The sequence below is a fragment of the Novosphingobium sp. genome (assembly GCF_030696665.1).
Classification (GTDB): domain Bacteria; phylum Pseudomonadota; class Alphaproteobacteria; order Sphingomonadales; family Sphingomonadaceae; genus Novosphingobium.
Map to the genome: position 1 here is coordinate 14,452 of NZ_JAUYRV010000029.1, position 17,503 is coordinate 31,954.

Sequence of the window (17,503 nt, forward strand, 5' to 3'; positions counted from 1 at the left end):
GGCCAACTTTGCTTACTTCTTCAGCTTCGCCAACCAATCCGACAAGCCCTTGGCATAGAGCGGACGCGACTTGGCTTTCTCTGTCAGCACCGCAATCACACGATCAACCGGGCGCGCCGCCTCAGCCGGAACCGTGGCCTTGAAGGCGTTGAGCTTGTCGATCATCGCCGGGTCGCTGGAATTGGAACCCAGCCCGGCGATGAAGGTCACCCGGCTCTGCGCATCGACCAGCGCCTCGATCTGCGCGCGGTTGGCAAGGGCAAAGGCGTAAGTCTCATCCGCATGCAGCCCGGCTGACGCCACGATCATCGCTGCACTGGTGGTCTTGCCCGGAGCATCGGTCAGCGCCAGATCGCGCGCAGCCTTGGCCAGCGAGGCATCCACTGGACGGCCCAGCAGCGTATAGAGGAACTGCCGCTCCACCCCGCTGTTCGATGCAGCCGCCAGATCGCGGATCGCATCCCACTCTGCCTTGGTTGCATTGCGTGCAATGATGTTCAGCCACGTGGTCTTGAGCGGCCCGTCCATCGCCTTGGGGTTTGCAGCAAGCTGCCCAAACCGGCGGCGCGCTTCGGCCACCACATCGGCATCGCCCATTGTGCCGAAACCGGCGATCAGCGTTGAGCGCAGGTCTGCATCGGGCAGGCTTTCACCCGGCTTGGGTTCGAACCCAAGCGAAAGCAGGCGCGGCTTGTAGTTTGCCGAAACCTTGGCAGCGAGTTTCTTCTGCGCCGCTGCGTCCTTGTCCAGCGTGCGCCATGCACCCACGAAATCGCCGAACGCATTGCCCAGCACCACCGGATTGGCATTGCCCGGAATGGCAGCCAGCAGATCAAACGCCGGACCATAAGGCTGATAGCCGCTGGCCGAGAGCGCCAGATTGTCTGCAATCAGACCCATCTGATCAACCGGGGCAAGGCTTGGCATAGCCGCCTTCAGCGATTGCAGCATCTTGGGGGTGTAGAGCGAACGGTAGTATCCAAGCTGGCCCGCGTTGATAACCACCGGCCCGCAGCCATTGACGCTGACCGTGGCTTTCCCGCCATCGAGGATCGTCCGCACCGGCTCACCCGAACCGCTGGAAACCAGCAGCGGAACCTTCCACTGCTGCGGCTTGGCAGCCACTTCCGCCTTGCGGTCCACGCTGAACTCGCTCTGCTCCAGATTGAGCGTAGCCACGCCCTTCTTGCAGGTCATGCCCATCACCTTGACCAGCGGAATGCCGGGCTTGGTGGTGAAATCGAGCGCGATGGCGGTCAGCCCCGGCGCCCCTGCCTTTTCAACGGCCTGCCACAGATCCTTGGACTGCGTGTTGCCGAACTTGTGATCGCGCATGTAGGCGCGCAAACCATCGCGCCACACGCCTTCACCCGCAAAGGCTTCAAGCATCGAAATGACCGCTTCACCCTTCTGATAGGTGATCGCGTCGAAGGCCTGATTGGTCTCGTCGACAGTCTTGATCTCCTGCACGATGGGGTGCGTGGTCTTGTACCCATCAAGGCCCATCGCCGCATCGCGCCCGTTCACGCGGCCCAGCAGCGGGAACCAGTCGGGGTGGAAATGGGCGGTGGCCTTGGTTTCCATCCAGCTGGCAAAGCCTTCGTTCAGCCACAGGTCTTCCCACCACGCCATCGTCACCAGATTGCCAAACCACTGATGCGCCACTTCATGCGCCTGCGTGGTCACAAGGTTCTGGCGCGCCGCTGCGCTGGTGATCGCGGGATCAACAAGCAGGATGCGCTCGAACGTCAGGATCGCGCCCCAGTTTTCCATCGCCGAAAAGAACTGTGACTGGCCGGGTGCGGCCACGTTATCCAGCTTGGGCAGCGGATAGGGTTGGCCGAAGTATTCGGCGTAATAAGGCACCAGCGGCGCAAGTTCGTTCAGCGCATAACGGGACTGCTCGCCGCTGCCTTTGGGCGCGACAATGCCGACCTGCACGCCGGGAGCCGCTTCCTTTGCCATGCGTTCGAAATCGCCGAGTGAGAAGAACAGCAGGTATGACGACATCTTCGGGCTGGTGCCAAACGTCACGCGCTTCAGCCCGCCGTCCAGCGGCTCTTCCTTGGCCACCGGCATGTTGCCAATCGCCATCTGAGCGGCAGGGACAACTGCAGAAAGGTCGAACGTCGCCTTGTAGATCGGCTCGTCGAACATGGGGGCAAAGCGGCGCGCATCGGGCGCTTCGAACTGGGTGAACAGGCCGCGCACGTCCTTGCCGGTGATCTTGTCAGGATAATCGAGCGCAAACAGGCCGTTGGCCTGCGTGTTGATGATCCCGGTGTAGGTCGTGTCGAGGCGGTACTTGCCGGGGGCCAAGGGCTGTGCAGCTGTGAAGCGCGCGGTCTGGCTGGCGGCGTCCATCGTGATGGTCACCGGCATCGCGGTGCCGCCTGCAGGCGTCAGTGTGGCCGCAGAAATGTTGAGGTCCAGCGCATGGAGCGTCAGGAACGGCGTTGCCTCAGTCACTTCCAGATCGACCGAGGACTGGCCGCTGAACTTCAGATTCGCAGCATCGGGCGTGATCGCGATGGTATAGTGCGAAGGGTGGGCGACGCGCGGCAGATCGGTGTGAACGCCCGCTGCGGCTGAGGGATTGGCGGAACTCTGGGCAAACGCCGGAGCAGAGACAGCAGCAATCGACAGCGCCATTGCCGAAACAAAGGAATGCGCTGAAACAAGGGAAAGGGTACGCATCGGGGGCGGGAACTCCGGAACCTGAAAGATTGGTTGCACTAGCAACCGGTCCGCTCCCCCGCGAATCCTTTCGACAAAGCGCCTTGCACGTCCGACCAACGTCGGTTGACTATGCCCCGATTGGCAATTGCACGATGGCCGTCAGCCCCTGCACCTGCCCGCCAGACGCACGCCGGTTGGCCAGCGTGAGCGTGCCGCCATGCTGGTCGGCAATTGCGCGGGCGAGTGTCAGGCCAAGGCCACTGCCGCCCGTGCTGCTGTTGCGGGAAGCATCAAGCCGGGTGAACGGCTCCATCATCCGCGCGATTTCGTTTTCGGGGATGCCGGGGCCATCGTCTTCGATCCGCAGCACTGCCATGTGCCCTTCACGGTGGAGCGATACCCGCGCGCGTTCGCCATAACGCATGGCGTTGGACACCAGATTGCGCAGCGCCCGGCGCATCCATGTGGCGCGCACCGGCAGGACGATGCGGTCCGTCTCCCCCAGTTCCACCGGCTCGCCCATGTCCTCGAACTCGCCGATCACATCGGCAACCAGCGCCGCAAGCTCGGTCGGCTCCACCGGATCGGACGGACGGCCAACCCGTGCCAATGAAAGAATATCGTCGAGCGAGCGGTTGATGTCCTCAATCGTCGCGGCCATGCGTCCGCGCTCGGTATCGTCCTCAACTGCCTCTATGCGCACTCTAAGTGCCGCTAGAGGCGTCTTGAGGTCGTGCCCGATCGCGCCAAGCATCACGTCCTTTTCGTCAAGCATCGCCGCGATGCGCGCTTCCATCGCATTGTGCGCCACGATCAGGCCCCGGATGTCGTCCGGCCCCTCAGGCTGCAATTGCCCGTCCAGTGCACGGTTTCCTGCAAAGTCCTCAACCCGCCGGGTCAGCGCCTTGAGCGGGCGGGCCATACGCCGCAGGATCAGCGCCATCGTGCCCACCAACACAAGGTAAAGCACGATGGTTTGCGCGACGAGCGGGGCCAGCACGCGCATTTCGCCGCCTTCAGTGAAGACGCGGGTGGAGGTCCAGCCGCCTGTCTGCCGCCGGATCGAGGCGATGACCAGACGCGGCATCGGTTCATTGGTGACCGCAGCCAGCTTTCGCTTGTTGCGCTGCCAGAACTCCAGACTCGGCCCATCGCGCATGGGGTTGCGTTCAAACACCACAACTTCGGCGGCATCGACACCCTGGGCGCTCAGCACTTCGGCCAGTTCGCGCTCCACGCGCGGCAGACGGCGTTCGCCGGCACGCTGGGGCGATTGGTCGCTATGCGAAAGCCGGAACGGCGGTGGTGCGCGCTCTTCGCCGTCTCCGTGCCTGTCGCCGCGCCGCTGCCTGCGCTCCTCAGGGGTTGGTCCGATGAGGCGAAAGGCAGCCGAACTGACCATAGACACTTCGCGGCGATGGTTCTGTTCGCGCCAGATCAGCGTGGCCGAAATAGCCTGCGCCACCAGCAGTGCCAGCGCGATCGCCAGCAGAACCTGCCCTTGCAGGCTGCGCGGCCAAAGGCGAATACCCCCCATGCCGATCAGCTTTCCGCATCAGTAGCAGGGCGTTTGCGCACTTCGGTGGCGAGCATGTAGCCGCCGCCCCACACGGTCTGGATCAGTTGCGGATTGCGGCTGTCGACCTCAACCTTTCGGCGCAGACGTGAAATCTGGTTGTCTACCGCGCGATCAAACAGGTGTGCCTCGCGGCCCTGTACCATGTCGAGCAGACGGTCACGATCCAGCACTTGCCGGGGGTGATCGAGGAACGCCAGCAGCAGGCGGAATTCCGCCGAGGAGATGGCCACAACCGCGCCTTCACGGTCAAGCAACCGGCGCTTGAGCGGATCGAGCCGCCAGCCTTCGAACTCATAGATTACCGCGTCGGACACTTCGCTCGACTGCTTGGTTGCGCGGCGCAAGACCGAACGGATGCGCGCCACCAGTTCGCGCGGGTCGAACGGCTTCACCACATAATCGTCTGCGCCGATTTCCAGCCCGACGATACGGTCGGTGGATTCGCCCTTGGCGGTGATGAAAATGACCGGCAGCCGCTTTGCCTCCACCAGATGGCGGCAGAACGAAAGCCCGTCCTCACCCGGCATCATGATGTCGAGCAGCACGAGATCGCACCCGGCCTCGTTCAGCCGACTGCGGGCCTCGGCGGCTGTGCCGGCCTGCGTCACGACAAACCCCTGCCGGACAAGATAGTCCGCCAGGGGTTCGCGCAGGGCCGGTTCGTCATCGACCAGGAGAATGCGGATCGGCGCTTCGTTCATGACGCTCAGTTAGCAGGAGGCGGGGGAGGCGGTCCATCGCCCATCGGGCCTTTACCGCCCATCGGACCACGCATCTTGCCCATCATGCTCTTCATCGCAGCGCGGCGTTCGTCCGGCGTGATCTTGCCGTCCTTGTTCGCATCGGCCATGTCGAAGTGCATTTTCACACCGGCATCGAATTCAGCGCGCGAGACTGCGCCGTCCTTGTTGGTATCGGCCATCTTGGCCATCTGCATGGCACCGCCCATCATGCCGTGATGGCCCATGCGGCCCTTGCCACGGCCTTTCCAGCCTTCGCGCTTGCCTTCGGCGGCATTCGCGCCAGCCGGGGGAGCCTTCATCGCGGTGTGATGCGCCATGAATTCGGCGCGGCTGACCGAGCCGTTCTTGTCGGTATCGATCTTGTCGAACATCACGCCCATCTTGGCCGCACGGTCGCCGCTGTCGAGTTTGCCGTCCTTGTTAAGGTCAAGCTTGACCCACATTGCGTCGGCCTTGGTCTTCATCTCGGCCCAGGTGACGGTCTTGTCGCCATCGGCGTCCATCTTCTGGGCCCCGGTGTTTTGAGCCATGACTGGCGAGGCGGAATAGAGCGCGACCGAGGCGGTCGCCATTACGGCGGCAGCGGCAGCTATCTGGAATTTTTTCATCGCGGTGCTCCTTGAGCAACATAAGGGGTCAGAAACTGCGGCCACTCGCTAGCAAGGAGAGGGGGAGGGAGGCCTTGCTCAGGGGACTGAGAGCGGACGGCCGCAGTTTCTGTGACACCTATCTAGGCGCAGCTTGTCGCGCGACTATGCCGGAGCACGGGGTTTATTGTCGCAATTTGTCGCGCATGGGGGGCACCGTTCATCACGGCGCAAGCGCATGGCCTATCCCATCAGGAAAGCGTTGAGCTTGTTGCCATCGGGATCGCGGAAATAGGCAGCGTAGAATGTATCTCCGCGCGGCCCCGGAGGCCCTTCGCAAGTGCCGCCATTGGCCAGCGCAATGGCGTGCAGCCGATCCACCTGATCCTTGTCCTTGGCTTCAAGCGCCACCATCACGCCGTTGCCCACGGTTGCCGCGTTGCCATCGAAAGGCTTGGTCAGGCCGATGCCGGCACCGCCGCCCGGCGCGCCCCACGCAATCGCACCGTCCCATTCCATCATCCGCGCCACGCCCAATTCAGCGGCAATCGCATCATAGAACTTCGCGCCGCGCTCCATGTCGTTGGTTCCGACCGTTACATATCCGATCATGGCATTCCTCCTTCAACCCGAATCGCCGGGAAACAGAACATTACATGAACAAAAGTGCGGTCACAAGGAGGCGCAAGCCGCTTCCAGCCACGCCAGCTCCGCGCCTGCCAGCTGTGGCGCAAGGACGCTGCGCACCTGCGCATGATAGGCGTTGAGCCAGCCCAGCTCCTCACTCGAAAGCAGCGACACGTCCACCAGATCGCGCGCAATGGGGGCGAAGGTGAGCGTCTCGAACCCGCAGAATTCGCCTTCAGCGCCAGCGATCTCTCGCCGCTCGACCAGCACCAGATTTTCGATGCGGATGCCGTATTCACCAGTCTTGTAGTATCCCGGCTCGTTCGAAAGGATCATGCCGGGCATCAATTCCTGCCCGGTGCCCGCCTGTCCGCCTGCCGCCTTGGCAATGCGCTGCGGCCCTTCATGCACGGCAAGGAAGCTGCCCACGCCGTGGCCGGTGCCGTGGGCATAATCCAACCCCGCCGCCCACAGGAACTGGCGGGCAAAGCTGTCCAATTGGCTTCCAGCCGTGCCCTTGGGAAACACCGCGCGGGCCAATGCGATGTGGCCCTTGAGCACGCGCGTGAAGCGATCCTTCACCTCGGGTGGCGGTGCATCCGGCCCAACCCAGACGGTGCGGGTGATGTCAGTCGTACCATCGAGATACTGCCCGCCCGAATCGACCAGATAGACGCTGTTGCGCTCAAGCGTCCGGCTCGTCTCCTCGCTCACGCGGTAATGCACCACCGCGCCGTTCGGCCCCGCGCCGGAGATCGTGTCGAACGACAGATCGCGCAGCAGCCCGGTCTCGGCGCGGAAAGCCTGCAAGCGATCCGCCGCCGCCAGTTCGGTCACGCTGCCCTTCGGCGCTTCCACTTCCACCCAGCGCAGGAAGCGCGCGATGGCCGCCCCGTCGCGTGCCTGCGCGGCGCGGTGCCCGGCCTGCTCGACCGGGTTCTTGATCGCCTTGGGCAGGACCACCGGATCGGTCACCGCCACGATTTTTGCCCCTGCCCTTTCAAGCGCGTGGAAGATCGCCGCCACTGCGCGTTCCGGATCGACCGCCACCTTGCGGCCCTTCAGGGCCTCCAGCGCAGGCACGAAAGCCTCACGCGGCTGAACGCGCACTGCGTTCCCAAGATGCGCGGTCAGTTCCGGCGTCACCTTTTCGGGCGCAATGAACAGGTCCGCCGTGCCATCCGCATGGGCAATCACGAACGACAGCGCCACAGGGGTGCGGTCCACGTCCGCCCCGCGAATGTTGAGCAGCCACGCCACCGAATCGAGCGCCGAAACCACCGCTGCATCCAGTCCGCGCGCAGCCAGCCATTCGGCCACTTCGGCGCGCTTTTCATGCGCAGACTTGCCCGCATGCTCATCGGCATGGGGCACCGCCGGGGCCAGCGAAGGCGCAGGCTGATCCTGCCACACCGTGTCCACCGGATTCGCCACCACCGGCGAAAGCACGCCCCCGCGCGCATCAAGCGCCTGTGCCACGCCATCGGCCCAGCCCTTGGCATGCAGCCAGGCATCATACCCGATCTTCGCCCCCTCTGGCGCATGCTCAGCCAACCACGCCGCTACACTCGTCTGCGGAACCGATTCATAAGACCACAGCGCACCATCCACCTGATCGCGCACTTGCAGCGTATAGCGCCCATCGACGAAGATTGCCGCCTTGTCGGCCAGCACCACCGCCGTGCCCGCCGACCCGCCAAAGCCGGTCAGCCATTCCAGCCGCTGGGCATAGGCACCGACATATTCGCTCATATGTTCGTCGGAAATCGGGATGACGAACCCGTCCAGCCCATCCTTCGCCAATTGCTTGCGCAAGGCGGAAAGGCGGGCTTCATGTGTCTGCATCAGCATGGTCTTGGTCCTGAATGATCGCGGCCCGCCTTGCGGGCATCATGCAAGCAACATAGATGCGAGGGATGAGCATTGCCACACCTCCTGTCGCCGCCAAGCACCCCCACAGCTTTTCGCACCACGGCCTGACCGTAACCGACGATTACGCATGGCTGCGCGATCCCGGCTATCCTGAAGTGACCGACAAGGCCGTGCTGGCCCATCTCGAAGCCGAAAACGCATGGTTCAAAAGCCGGATGGACGAACGCCAACCAGTGATCGACGCGCTGTTCAAGGAAATGCGCGCCCGCATCAAGGAGGCTGACAAGTCGGTCCCGCAGAAGGATGGCAACTGGCTGTACTGGATCGAATTCGAAGACGGCGCAGAATACAAGAAGTGGTGGCGCAGGCCAGTCGGCGCGCCCGACGATGGCAGCGCGGACGAGCTGATCCTCGATGAAGTGGCACTGGCAGAGGGCAAGGACTACTTCCGGCTTGGCGCCATCTCGGTCTCGGCCGATGGCACGAAGCTGGCGTGGTCGGTGGATGACAATGGCTCGGAACGCTTCACCGCGCGGATCAAGGTCATCGCCACGGGCGAAATCCTGCCTGACGAGATCCCCGGCACGCTGTCCGGCCTGATCTGGGTGAAGAACGACACCGGCCTTGTCTACAGCCTCGCCAACGAAAACTGGCGGACAGACAACGCGCGCCTGCACTGGATCGGCCAGCCGCTGGAAAACGACGTTGAACTCTATCACGAGGATGACGAGGGCTTTCGTGTCGGTGCGTCGCTCTCCGCCAACGAGCAGTGGCTGATCATTGCCACCGGCGATCATGAGACAGGCGAAGTCCGGCTTGTCCCTGCCAACGACCCGCTCAATCCACCGCTGCTGGTCAAGCCTCGGCAAAAGGGCGTGGAGTATGACGTCGATGTGCGTGACGATGTGCTTTATATCCACGCCAACGACACGCATGAAAACTTCCGCCTCGCCACAGCGCCGCTCGCCAACCCCGGCGAATGGACCACGCTGATCGAAGGCACGGACGATTTCTACCTGACCGGGTTTGACCTGTTCCGCGATTTCTACGTGGTCGAAGGCCGGGTGCGCGGTTTGGACCGGATCGAACTGCGTTACTATGACGATCCCGCGCGGGTGCAGCCCATCGCCTTCCCCGAAGCCAGCTACGAAGCATCACTGGGCGACAATCCCGAATGGGATATGAGCGTGCTGCGCGTCGGCTACGAATCGATGGTCAGCCCGGCCTCGGTCTATGATTACGATGTGGCAACGCAGAACCTGACGCTGCTGAAAGTGCAGGAAATTCCCAGCGGCTACGACGCATCGCTTTACGAAACCACACGGCTTGAGATTGCCGCGCGTGACGGCACGATGGTGCCGGTCAGCGTGGTGTGGCGCAAGGATCGCGCGGCGAGCGGCCCGCTGCACCTCTATGGTTACGGCGCTTATGGCATCGCCATCGGGCCGGGCTTCTCTACCACCCGCCTCAGCCTTGTGGATCGCGGCTTTGCCTATGCCATCGCGCATATCAGGGGCGGCGATGACTTGGGCCGCGCTTGGTACAAGGCGGGCAAGCTGGAAGCGCGCACCAACACGTTCAACGATTTCGTCGATGTGGCCAAAGGCCTGATCGAGCGCGGCTTTACGCAGGCAGGCAGGATCAGCATTTCGGGCGGATCGGCAGGCGGCGAACTGATGGGCGCAGTGATCAATTCCGACCCGGACCTGTGGGGCGCGGTAGTAGCGCACGTGCCATTCGTCGATGTGCTGAACACGATGCTGGACGAGGATCTGCCGCTCACGCCGGGCGAATGGCCCGAATGGGGCAACCCGATCGAGGACAAGGCAGCGTTCGAACTGATCCAGTCGTACTCACCCTACGATCAGGTCGCTCGCCAAGCCTATCCGCCGCTGATGGTCACCGCAGGGCTTAACGACCCGCGCGTGACCTACTGGGAACCCGCCAAATGGGTCGCCCGCCTGCGCGAAGCGAAGACTGACACCAACGAACTGATCCTCAAGACCAATATGGGCGCAGGACACGGCGGCAAATCGGGGCGGTTCGAAAGTTTGAAGGAAACGGCAGAAGAATTCGCCTTTATCCTGTGGCAATTGGGGGTGCCTGCTTGAGCAACCGCCACACCCTCACCTTCACTGCCGGGCCGGAACACATCGACGAACTTGGCCACGTCAACAACGCGATCTGGGTGAACTGGATTCAGGACATTGCCACGGCGCACTGGGCGGCAGTGGCAAGCCCTGAACATCAGGCGACTTACGTCTGGGTCGTGACGCGGCACGAGATCGATTATCGCGGCAACATTTCTGCAGGCGAAAGCGTCACCGCCGAAACCTTCATCCCCGAACCACCCACCGGTGCGCGGTTTGATCGGCGTGTCGATTTTCGCAATGCGGCGGACAAAGTCATCGTCAGCGCAAAGACCACGTGGGCGATCATCGACCGCGCATCAGGCCGCATCCTGCGCGTGCCAAAGGAAGTCGCCGCGCCGTTCTTGCCGTAGAGCGCCAAGGCCGAACTCTCCACCACTCCCCCGCTCACCCTGAGCCTGTCAAAGGGTGCCCGCGTAACGCTGCAACAACATGCTTCGACAAGCTCAGCATGAGCGGGTTTTGGGAAGCGTCAGTCCGATTTTGCGCGGGGTGCCTTAAACCGCCTCTGCCAGCGCAGACTGGAAGCCGGTCACTTTCTCGCGCATCGTGCGGTTGCGGCCCAGCCGCTTGGCTTCATAAAGCAACTGGTCGCACCGGGCGTAAAGCGAGGCAAAGTCGATCTGCAGATTGCCGCGCGTATCGTGCTCGACCAGGCCCATGCTGGCGGTGACAATCCGTTCCAACCCCGGCACTTCGGTGGTAATTCGCGCGCTGATCGCCCGGCGGCAGCGTTCGGCCCGCGCGGCGGTATCATGCCCACGCAGCAACAGCAGAAACTCCTCGCCCCCCATGCGGATCGCGCGTGTATCGCGGTCATCGGCCAGCGCATGGGCGACGGCGCACAACACCATGTCTCCCGTGGCGTGGCCGTGGGTGTCGTTGACCACCTTGAAGTGATCGAGGTCCAGCACGGCCATTGTGCGGAAACCGCGCCGGAACAGCTCGTCGAAGCGCACCTCAATCGTGCGGCGGTTACGCAGTCCCGTCAGCGGATCGCGGTCTGCCACGCCTTCCAGTTCCAGCGCGCGGGCGGTGGCCTCGTCACGTTCCTGCCGCACTTCGACAAAACGGCTGACGATGCCCAGCGCGGTCACCAGCACTTCGAACGCCAGCGACAGTTGATAGGGCAGGATCGCCTCGGTCGGGTGCAACGTCGGCACGAAATGGGCCAGGATGCGCCATGCGCCGATCGCCATGAGCGGCGTCCACCCGATGATCAGAAAGCGAACTGCCCGGCTGCCCCGATGATGCGCGTCGGTCATCGCCACAACCAGCATCACAATCGCCACACCCACCGACAGATGCATGGCCAGCGATGAACAGGGCCGCACCGCTTCCAGCGGAATGCTGGCCAGCACACCCACCAGCCACATCAGCGGAGCCAGCCGGGCCGCCAGCTTGCGCAGTCGCGGGTCAAGCCGGTCCCCCTCGATGAAGTGGATTGCAAACAGCAGTCCTGCCCCGGCCATCGTGGAAAAGGCGATGTTCGAGGCCTGCCATTCCCATTCCATTTCCGGCTGGAACAGCAGATGGGCAAACCCCGTGGCGAAGGCCGCCTGCAACAACATTGCCGACACCATCACCAGATGCCAGATCACATAGCGTTCTGGCAGGACGGAATAGAATGCGGTGTTGATCAGCAGCGGCACCAGCAGCATCCCGCAGATCGCCGCCATCGCCACGATCAGCTTCAACGGCCAACCGCCGCCTTCGGCAAGGGGATCGAGCCGCATCTCGCTCAGGCTCGTCTTGCCCCAGGGCCGTACCACCCGCACGGCGATCTGCGCCGTTTCGGCGGTGACGCCGGGGACCGGGATGGCCATGTAGGGGCCGGTGGCCAGATGGCGCACGTCGCCCGGCCAATGCGAGGCCCAGCGCGCGCGGCCTTGCCGGTCGATCACGCCCACGTCGATCCGCTCGAAATTGCCGGTATGGGTGATCAGGCTCTGCGGTAGCAGGCGGTCCGAGGTATCCGGCAGGTCGAAGCGAATCAGCACGGACTGCGTGGCCAGCGTCCAGCCGAGGCCATCGCAGCGCCAGCGCCCGGCCTGCGCTGCAACATCCTGCCACGCCTCGCGCATTTCCGCTTCGGCATGGCACACGCGTGCAACGGGCACCGGGCCTGCCTGCGCCGTTGCAGCCGCACAGCCGAGCGTCCACAGCAGAACGAACGCCAGAAAATGTCCCAGTCCACGGATCATACTGCTGGTCTACCGCAGCAAGTTTAGAACCCGGTTAATGCGACCAACAAAAGCCAAGAAGAACAACGCGGATTGCAGTATAAGATCCGCTTTCAGTTCAGGATCGACAGTCAGAGAACGTTACCATCCTTGTCGCGATAGATCTCGCGCCGCCCCACATGGTTGGCAGGCCCCACCAGGCCATCCGTTTCCATCCGTTCGATCCACTTTGACGCTGTGTTGTATCCCACGCCCATCTGGCGCTGAATCCAGCTTGCGCTCGCCTTCTGGCTTTCGAACACCAACTGGCACACCTGACGGTATTTGCGATCTTCGGGATTGTCCGAAGCACTATCGATATCGTCGAAGCCAAAGCCGCCGTCCTCCGGTTCTTCGGTCACCGAATCAACGTAATCGGGGCTGCCCTGGCCGCGCCAGTGATCGGCCACCTTTTCAACTTCTTCGTCGCTCACAAACGGTCCGTGGACGCGCTTCAACGGGTCGTTGTTGGGCTTGTACAGCATGTCACCCTTGCCCAGCAGCTGCTCTGCCCCCTGCTCACCAAGGATCGTGCGGCTGTCGATGCGGCTGGTCACCGCGAACGAAATGCGCGTCGGCAGGTTGGCCTTGATCACGCCGGTGATGACATCAACCGAAGGGCGCTGCGTGGCCATGATCAGATGGATGCCCGCCGCACGACTTTTTTGCGCAAGCCTTTGAATCAGAACTTCAATTTCCTTGCCCACCGTCACCATGAGGTCGGCCAGCTCGTCAACGATCACCACGATCTGCGGTAGTACTTCATAATCAAGCTGCTGCTCCTCAAACAGCTCCTCACCAGAATCCGGATCAAAGCCCACCTGGATGCGGCGGCCCAGTGGCTTGCCCTTGGCTTGCGCGGCGCGAACCTTGTCGTTGAAGCCGGAGATATTCCGCACGGCGATGGACGACATCTGCCGATAGCGCCGCTCCATTTCCTCCACCGCCCACTTCAGCGCGCGCACCGCCTTGGCCGGTTCGGTGACCACGGGCGAGAGCAGGTGCGGGATGTCGTCATAGGACTTCAGTTCCAGCACTTTGGGATCGACGAGGATCAGGCGGCACTGGGCGGGCGTCAGACGGTACAGGAGTGACAGCAGGATGCAGTTCAACCCCACCGATTTGCCCGAACCGGTGGTGCCCGCGACCAGCAGGTGCGGCATGGTGGCAAGGTCGGCCACGATGGGTTCGCCCGCGATGTCCTTGCCAAGGATGATCGGCAGCAGGGCCTTGGAATTGGCGAATTTCTCGCAGGCGATCAGTTCGCGGAAGCTGACCATGTCGCGGATCGCGTTGGGCAATTCGATGCCCATGACGGTGCGCCCCGGAATGGCCGAGACGCGCGCGGAAATCGCGCTCATGTTGCGGGCAATGTCATCAGCCAGGCCGATAACGCGGCTGGCCTTGATGCCGGGCGCGGGTTCCAGTTCGTACATCGTGACGACCGGGCCGGTGCGCACCGCCGTAATCTCGCCCTTTACGTTGAAATCGTCGAGCACGTTTTCGAGCAGACGGGCATTGCGTTCCAGCGCCAGCTTGTCGACCTTCTGCGTCGCCCCGGCGGGCGCTTCGACCAGCAGTTCGATCGAGGGCAGCTCGAACTTGTCGAACAGATCACCTTGCCGCACCTTTGGCATGGCAGCTGCCAGCACCGGGGCACGCGTGGAATCGCTGATCTCGGTGGGCTTGCGCTGCGCCAGCGCATCGTCGACGTCGATTTCCTCTGCCGCCGCGCGGGCTTCCTTTTCACGCCGTTCACGCTTGGGCGCAGGCGCTGGCGCCTTGTCCTCATCCATCAGCCTTGCCGCTTTTGGCGCGCGGTGCAGAAACGGCGGGAGCGAAAGCATCCGCCCCCAGTCAAACGCAAAGATCCGGCTTGCAATCGCCATGCCGCCTGCGAGCGCCGCCAGCCCCACCGGTACGGTGAACCAGCCTCGCGACACTTGCGGGACCAGATCGGCCAGCGCCGTGATCCCCGCTGCCCCCAACAGTCCGGAAAGCCCGCCCGGCCCCGCCGGTAAGCGGCTTGTCGAACCCGCGCCCCACAGCGACAGTGCAACGCCCAGCAATGCCATCGCCACGAACAGCAGCAGCGTTGGCCGCCACCAGCGCGGTTCGGGCGCACGCTCTTCATCCTCGTCAAGATCGATCAGGTCGCTCTCAGCTTCCCACAGCCGCCGGGCAAAGACCCACAGCAGCGGCAGCAACAGGGCACCGGGCAAGCCGAAGAACAGCAGAACCCGCTCTGCCGCGTATGCGCCTGCCAACCCCATCCAGTTCTCCACCGGACTGCCCGATGCGGTGCTGCCCGAAGGGTCGGTCTGGGTGTAGCTAACCAGCGCGAGCGCAAGGAACAGCATCGCGCCCGCCAGCACGGCCCCGCCGATCAGTTCGACACTGCGGCGCACGGAACGACGCAGCACGGCGCGCCAGTCAGCGCCGCTCGTGCGTGCGGATTGTCCTGCCCGGCTTGCCATGTCTTCGCGTATCCCTGCCCTTGATCATGCCATCATGCGCCCGATGGGGACTCACCGTCAAGAATCCCGACAGGAAATGCGGTGAATCAGCGCTTTGACGCGCTATACCAAGCCATCAATCGCCGCCCATCCCGCCACCGCAAGCTGCGCCGCACGCGCCTGCGTCATCCCGCCCAGCGCAATCACCGGGAGAGGGGACAGCCGCGCCAGCATCAGAAAGCGCACCGGCCCCAGCGCACTGGCACCCGGATGCGAGCGGGTGGCAAAGACCGGGGAGAGCAGCACCGCATCCGCGCCAGCCCGCGCCGCCATGCCAATCTCGCGCAGCGAATGTGCGGTTGCCAACCTCAGGCCGGGCTTGCCTGCGACTTCGCCAGCCGCGCCATAAACGCCGTCAACGTGCCAACTTTCCGGAACGCGTGCACCGATGACCAGAACGCCGCACCCGCGCGCCAGCTTGCGCAGGCATTCAAACCTGCGCCGCCGCGCTGGACCTGACAGATGATAGTGCCTGAACACCAGCGCACTCCCACGTGGCAAGCGGCGGATCGCGCGCGCCAGCCCGGCATCGTTGCGGGCATCGGTCAGCAGCACGCATCGCGGCACTTGTTGCCTTTCCGGCCTCTGGCGCTTTCCCATCCCCGCGCTATAGCACCGCCGCATGGAACAGGCAGTCCCTTCATCACCGCTCGACAATGTTCGCACACGCATCGCGCAGGCCGCGCGGATCGCTGGCCGCAAGGCCGACGATGTGACGCTGATCGCCATTTCCAAGACCAAACCCACCGAGGCGATTCTTGGCCTGATTGCCGAGGGTCAGCGCGTGTTCGGCGAGAACCGTGTGCAGGAGACGCAGGACAAATGGCCCGAAATCCGCGCCGCACATCCCGATCTGTCGCTGCATCTCGTGGGTCAGTTGCAATCGAACAAGGCCGAAGACGCGGTGGCGCTGTTCGATTGCATCCATTCGCTTGATCGTGCCAGCCTGGTCACAGCACTGGGCAAGGCGCAGGACAAGCTGGGCCGCAAGCTGCCCTGCTTCATTCAGGTCAACATCGGTGCAGAGGAGCAGAAAGGCGGTTGCGCCGTTGCCGATCTGCCCGCGCTGCTTGACCAAGCGCGCAACGCCGGAATCGAAGTCATCGGCCTGATGTGCGTACCGCCTGCCGACATCGAATCCGCCCCGTTCTTTGCCCTGCTTGACAAGTTGGCCGACGATCACGGCCTGCCCTGCCTGTCGATGGGGATGAGCGACGATCTGGAAGTTGCCGTGCAACTGGGTGCAACCCACGTCCGCGTTGGCTCAGCCTTATTCGGAAGCCGCTGAAAAGCAGCGATATTTAACCTTAATTTCAGATGTCCCTGCCAGACGGCATTCTACTGCCGTCGGGCTTAACCCAATCTGCCCGGTCCACAGGCCAAAAGTATGTGACCCCGGGGAGAAAGATTCGCATGGCAACAGTGCCATCACCTGAGCAGCGCAGGCTGCTGAACGATGATCGCCTGCTCGACCGCACCCACCTCGGCGCGATGGTCGCGCAGGCCGTTGTCCTCATTGCGGTGTTGATGACGCTGTTCGTTCATGATCGGCTGCACGATCAACTGGCGGCAATCGCTGTCTTTGGCCTGATCGGCGTATTCGCCTTGCAAATGCTCCTGCGCCGCGTGGCCATGTCTATCCGCCAGCGCCAGCAGCAGCAGTTCCGCCAGACCCGCGATTCGCGCGAGCAGATTCAGGAACTGTTTGCGATGACCGACATGCTCCAGGCTGCGGAGACTTATGAAGACGCGGGCGCAGTGCTGATGGCCACAGCGCGCCGCCTGCTGCCGGGCTATGGCGCGGCGCTGCTGGTGTTCAACAATTCGCGCGACCGGCTCGATCTGGCTCGCGCGTGGGATATGCCCGAAGGTTTCGATGCGCCCGAGACGCTTTCGCCATCGAACTGCTGGGCCTTGAAGCGCGGCAAGCCGCACATCAATGCGCCGGGCGATGCCACGCTGTGTTGCGCGCACCACGGATCGAACATCGCCAGCGTTGAACTGCCGATGATGGCCTGCGGACAACTTCACGGCTTGCTGATCATCACACACCCCGAAATTGATGGCGCATTCGACCGGCTGATGGATATGCGCCGCCTTGGCCGCGCGCTGGCGGATTCGATGTCGCTGGCGCTATCCAACATCTCTCTGCGGGAAAAGTTGCGCACCCAATCGCTGCGCGATCCGCTGACCGGGTTGTATAACCGCCGCTACATGGAAGACGCGCTGGAGCGCTTCGTCTCGCTCGGCTCGCGCACCGGGGCCAGCACGGCAGTGGTCATGCTCGATCTCGACAATTTCAAGAAACTCAACGACGAACATGGCCATGCCAAAGGCGATGCCGTGCTGCGTGATGTTGCCGCGCAGATTGTCGGAGCCTTGCGCCCCACCGACGTAGTGTGCCGTTATGGCGGTGAGGAACTGGTGGTGTTATCTGGACAGTCTGCGCCGTGCCTGACGCACCATTGAACGGTATGCTTTGGCGCGACGCAGGGGGGCATCAGGCCGGATGAAGCGCTATCCATAAG

13 protein-coding genes are annotated in these 17,503 nt (G+C 63.2%); 4 read left to right on the plus strand and 9 right to left on the minus strand.

Going from position 1 to position 17,503, the window contains the following annotated elements; all coding sequences use genetic code 11:
- Positions 1–12: 12 nt before the first annotated feature.
- The 6 genes from Q8R81_RS07845 to Q8R81_RS07870 all read right to left on the minus strand — a co-directional run bounded on the left by Q8R81_RS07845 (position 13) and on the right by Q8R81_RS07870 (position 8,060).
- Positions 13–2,697, minus strand: a complete 2,685-nt coding sequence (locus Q8R81_RS07845; protein ID WP_305616874.1) for a M1 family metallopeptidase — start codon at positions 2,695–2,697, stop codon at positions 13–15.
- 109 nt (positions 2,698–2,806) lie between these two features.
- A complete protein-coding gene (locus tag Q8R81_RS07850) occupies positions 2,807–4,216 on the minus strand; it encodes a HAMP domain-containing sensor histidine kinase (protein ID WP_305616875.1) in 1,410 nt (469 codons plus the stop codon).
- A gap of 5 nt (positions 4,217–4,221) precedes the next feature.
- The gene (locus tag Q8R81_RS07855) at positions 4,222–4,959 is read right to left on the minus strand and encodes a response regulator (protein WP_305616876.1); all 738 of its coding nucleotides are present in this window, start codon (positions 4,957–4,959) and stop codon (positions 4,222–4,224) included.
- A gap of 5 nt (positions 4,960–4,964) precedes the next feature.
- Complete coding sequence (locus Q8R81_RS07860; protein WP_305616877.1) at positions 4,965–5,609, minus strand: EF-hand domain-containing protein; 645 nt, start codon at positions 5,607–5,609, stop codon at positions 4,965–4,967.
- A 222-nt stretch (positions 5,610–5,831) separates the two neighbouring features.
- Positions 5,832–6,200, minus strand: a complete 369-nt coding sequence (locus Q8R81_RS07865) for a VOC family protein (RefSeq protein ID WP_305616878.1) — start codon at positions 6,198–6,200, stop codon at positions 5,832–5,834.
- A 60-nt stretch (positions 6,201–6,260) separates the two neighbouring features.
- Positions 6,261–8,060 carry an aminopeptidase P family protein gene (locus Q8R81_RS07870; protein WP_305616886.1) on the minus strand — a complete coding sequence of 600 codons (1,800 nt, stop codon included), beginning with the start codon at positions 8,058–8,060 and terminating at the stop codon, positions 6,261–6,263.
- A gap of 62 nt (positions 8,061–8,122) precedes the next feature.
- Between Q8R81_RS07870 and Q8R81_RS07875 the strand changes: the two genes are divergently transcribed.
- Positions 8,123–10,198, plus strand: coding sequence for a S9 family peptidase (locus tag Q8R81_RS07875; RefSeq protein ID WP_371135329.1), 2,076 nt, complete (start codon positions 8,123–8,125; stop codon positions 10,196–10,198).
- Positions 10,195–10,590: a thioesterase family protein gene (locus Q8R81_RS07880; RefSeq protein WP_305616880.1), complete on the plus strand. Its 396-nt coding sequence runs from the start codon at positions 10,195–10,197 to the stop codon at positions 10,588–10,590. The genes Q8R81_RS07875 and Q8R81_RS07880 overlap by 4 nt, the downstream gene beginning before the upstream one ends.
- Positions 10,591–10,734: 144 nt before the next feature.
- Here the strand turns inward: Q8R81_RS07880 and Q8R81_RS07885 are convergent, their stop codons facing one another.
- The 3 genes from Q8R81_RS07885 to Q8R81_RS07895 form a co-directional block, all read right to left on the minus strand.
- Entirely contained in the window at positions 10,735–12,441 is a 1,707-nt protein-coding gene (locus Q8R81_RS07885; RefSeq protein WP_305616881.1) for a diguanylate cyclase, read from the minus strand.
- A gap of 110 nt (positions 12,442–12,551) precedes the next feature.
- Positions 12,552–14,936 (minus strand): DNA translocase FtsK 4TM domain-containing protein, encoded by a 2,385-nt coding sequence (locus Q8R81_RS07890; RefSeq protein WP_305616882.1) that lies wholly within the window; start codon positions 14,934–14,936, stop codon positions 12,552–12,554.
- A gap of 102 nt (positions 14,937–15,038) precedes the next feature.
- Positions 15,039–15,530: a thiamine phosphate synthase gene (locus Q8R81_RS07895; protein ID WP_371135330.1), complete on the minus strand. Its 492-nt coding sequence runs from the start codon at positions 15,528–15,530 to the stop codon at positions 15,039–15,041.
- Positions 15,531–15,597: 67 nt separating this feature from the next.
- On the opposite strand from Q8R81_RS07895, the gene Q8R81_RS07900 reads away from it, so the two are divergent.
- Both Q8R81_RS07900 and Q8R81_RS07905 read left to right on the plus strand, forming a co-directional pair.
- Entirely contained in the window at positions 15,598–16,263 is a 666-nt protein-coding gene (locus Q8R81_RS07900) for a YggS family pyridoxal phosphate-dependent enzyme (RefSeq protein ID WP_305616884.1), read from the plus strand.
- Positions 16,264–16,388: 125 nt separating this feature from the next.
- Positions 16,389–17,444: a GGDEF domain-containing protein gene (locus Q8R81_RS07905; RefSeq protein ID WP_305616885.1), complete on the plus strand. Its 1,056-nt coding sequence runs from the start codon at positions 16,389–16,391 to the stop codon at positions 17,442–17,444.
- Positions 17,445–17,503 lie beyond the last annotated feature (59 nt).

Coding starts and splice junctions, on each gene's coding strand:
- Q8R81_RS07845 (WP_305616874.1), bottom strand. CDS start 2,697: ATGCGTACCCTTTCCCTTGTTTCAGCGCATTCCTTTGTTTCGGCAATG.
- Q8R81_RS07850 (WP_305616875.1), bottom strand. CDS start 4,216: ATGGGGGGTATTCGCCTTTGGCCGCGCAGCCTGCAAGGGCAGGTTCTG.
- Q8R81_RS07855 (WP_305616876.1), bottom strand. CDS start 4,959: ATGAACGAAGCGCCGATCCGCATTCTCCTGGTCGATGACGAACCGGCC.
- Q8R81_RS07860 (WP_305616877.1), bottom strand. CDS start 5,609: ATGAAAAAATTCCAGATAGCTGCCGCTGCCGCCGTAATGGCGACCGCC.
- Q8R81_RS07865 (WP_305616878.1), bottom strand. CDS start 6,200: ATGATCGGATATGTAACGGTCGGAACCAACGACATGGAGCGCGGCGCG.
- Q8R81_RS07870 (WP_305616886.1), bottom strand. CDS start 8,060: ATGCAGACACATGAAGCCCGCCTTTCCGCCTTGCGCAAGCAATTGGCG.
- Q8R81_RS07875 (WP_371135329.1), top strand. CDS start 8,123: ATGCGAGGGATGAGCATTGCCACACCTCCTGTCGCCGCCAAGCACCCC.
- Q8R81_RS07885 (WP_305616881.1), bottom strand. CDS start 12,441: ATGATCCGTGGACTGGGACATTTTCTGGCGTTCGTTCTGCTGTGGACG.
- Q8R81_RS07890 (WP_305616882.1), bottom strand. CDS start 14,936: ATGGCAAGCCGGGCAGGACAATCCGCACGCACGAGCGGCGCTGACTGG.
- Q8R81_RS07900 (WP_305616884.1), top strand. CDS start 15,598: ATGGAACAGGCAGTCCCTTCATCACCGCTCGACAATGTTCGCACACGC.
- Q8R81_RS07905 (WP_305616885.1), top strand. CDS start 16,389: ATGGCAACAGTGCCATCACCTGAGCAGCGCAGGCTGCTGAACGATGAT.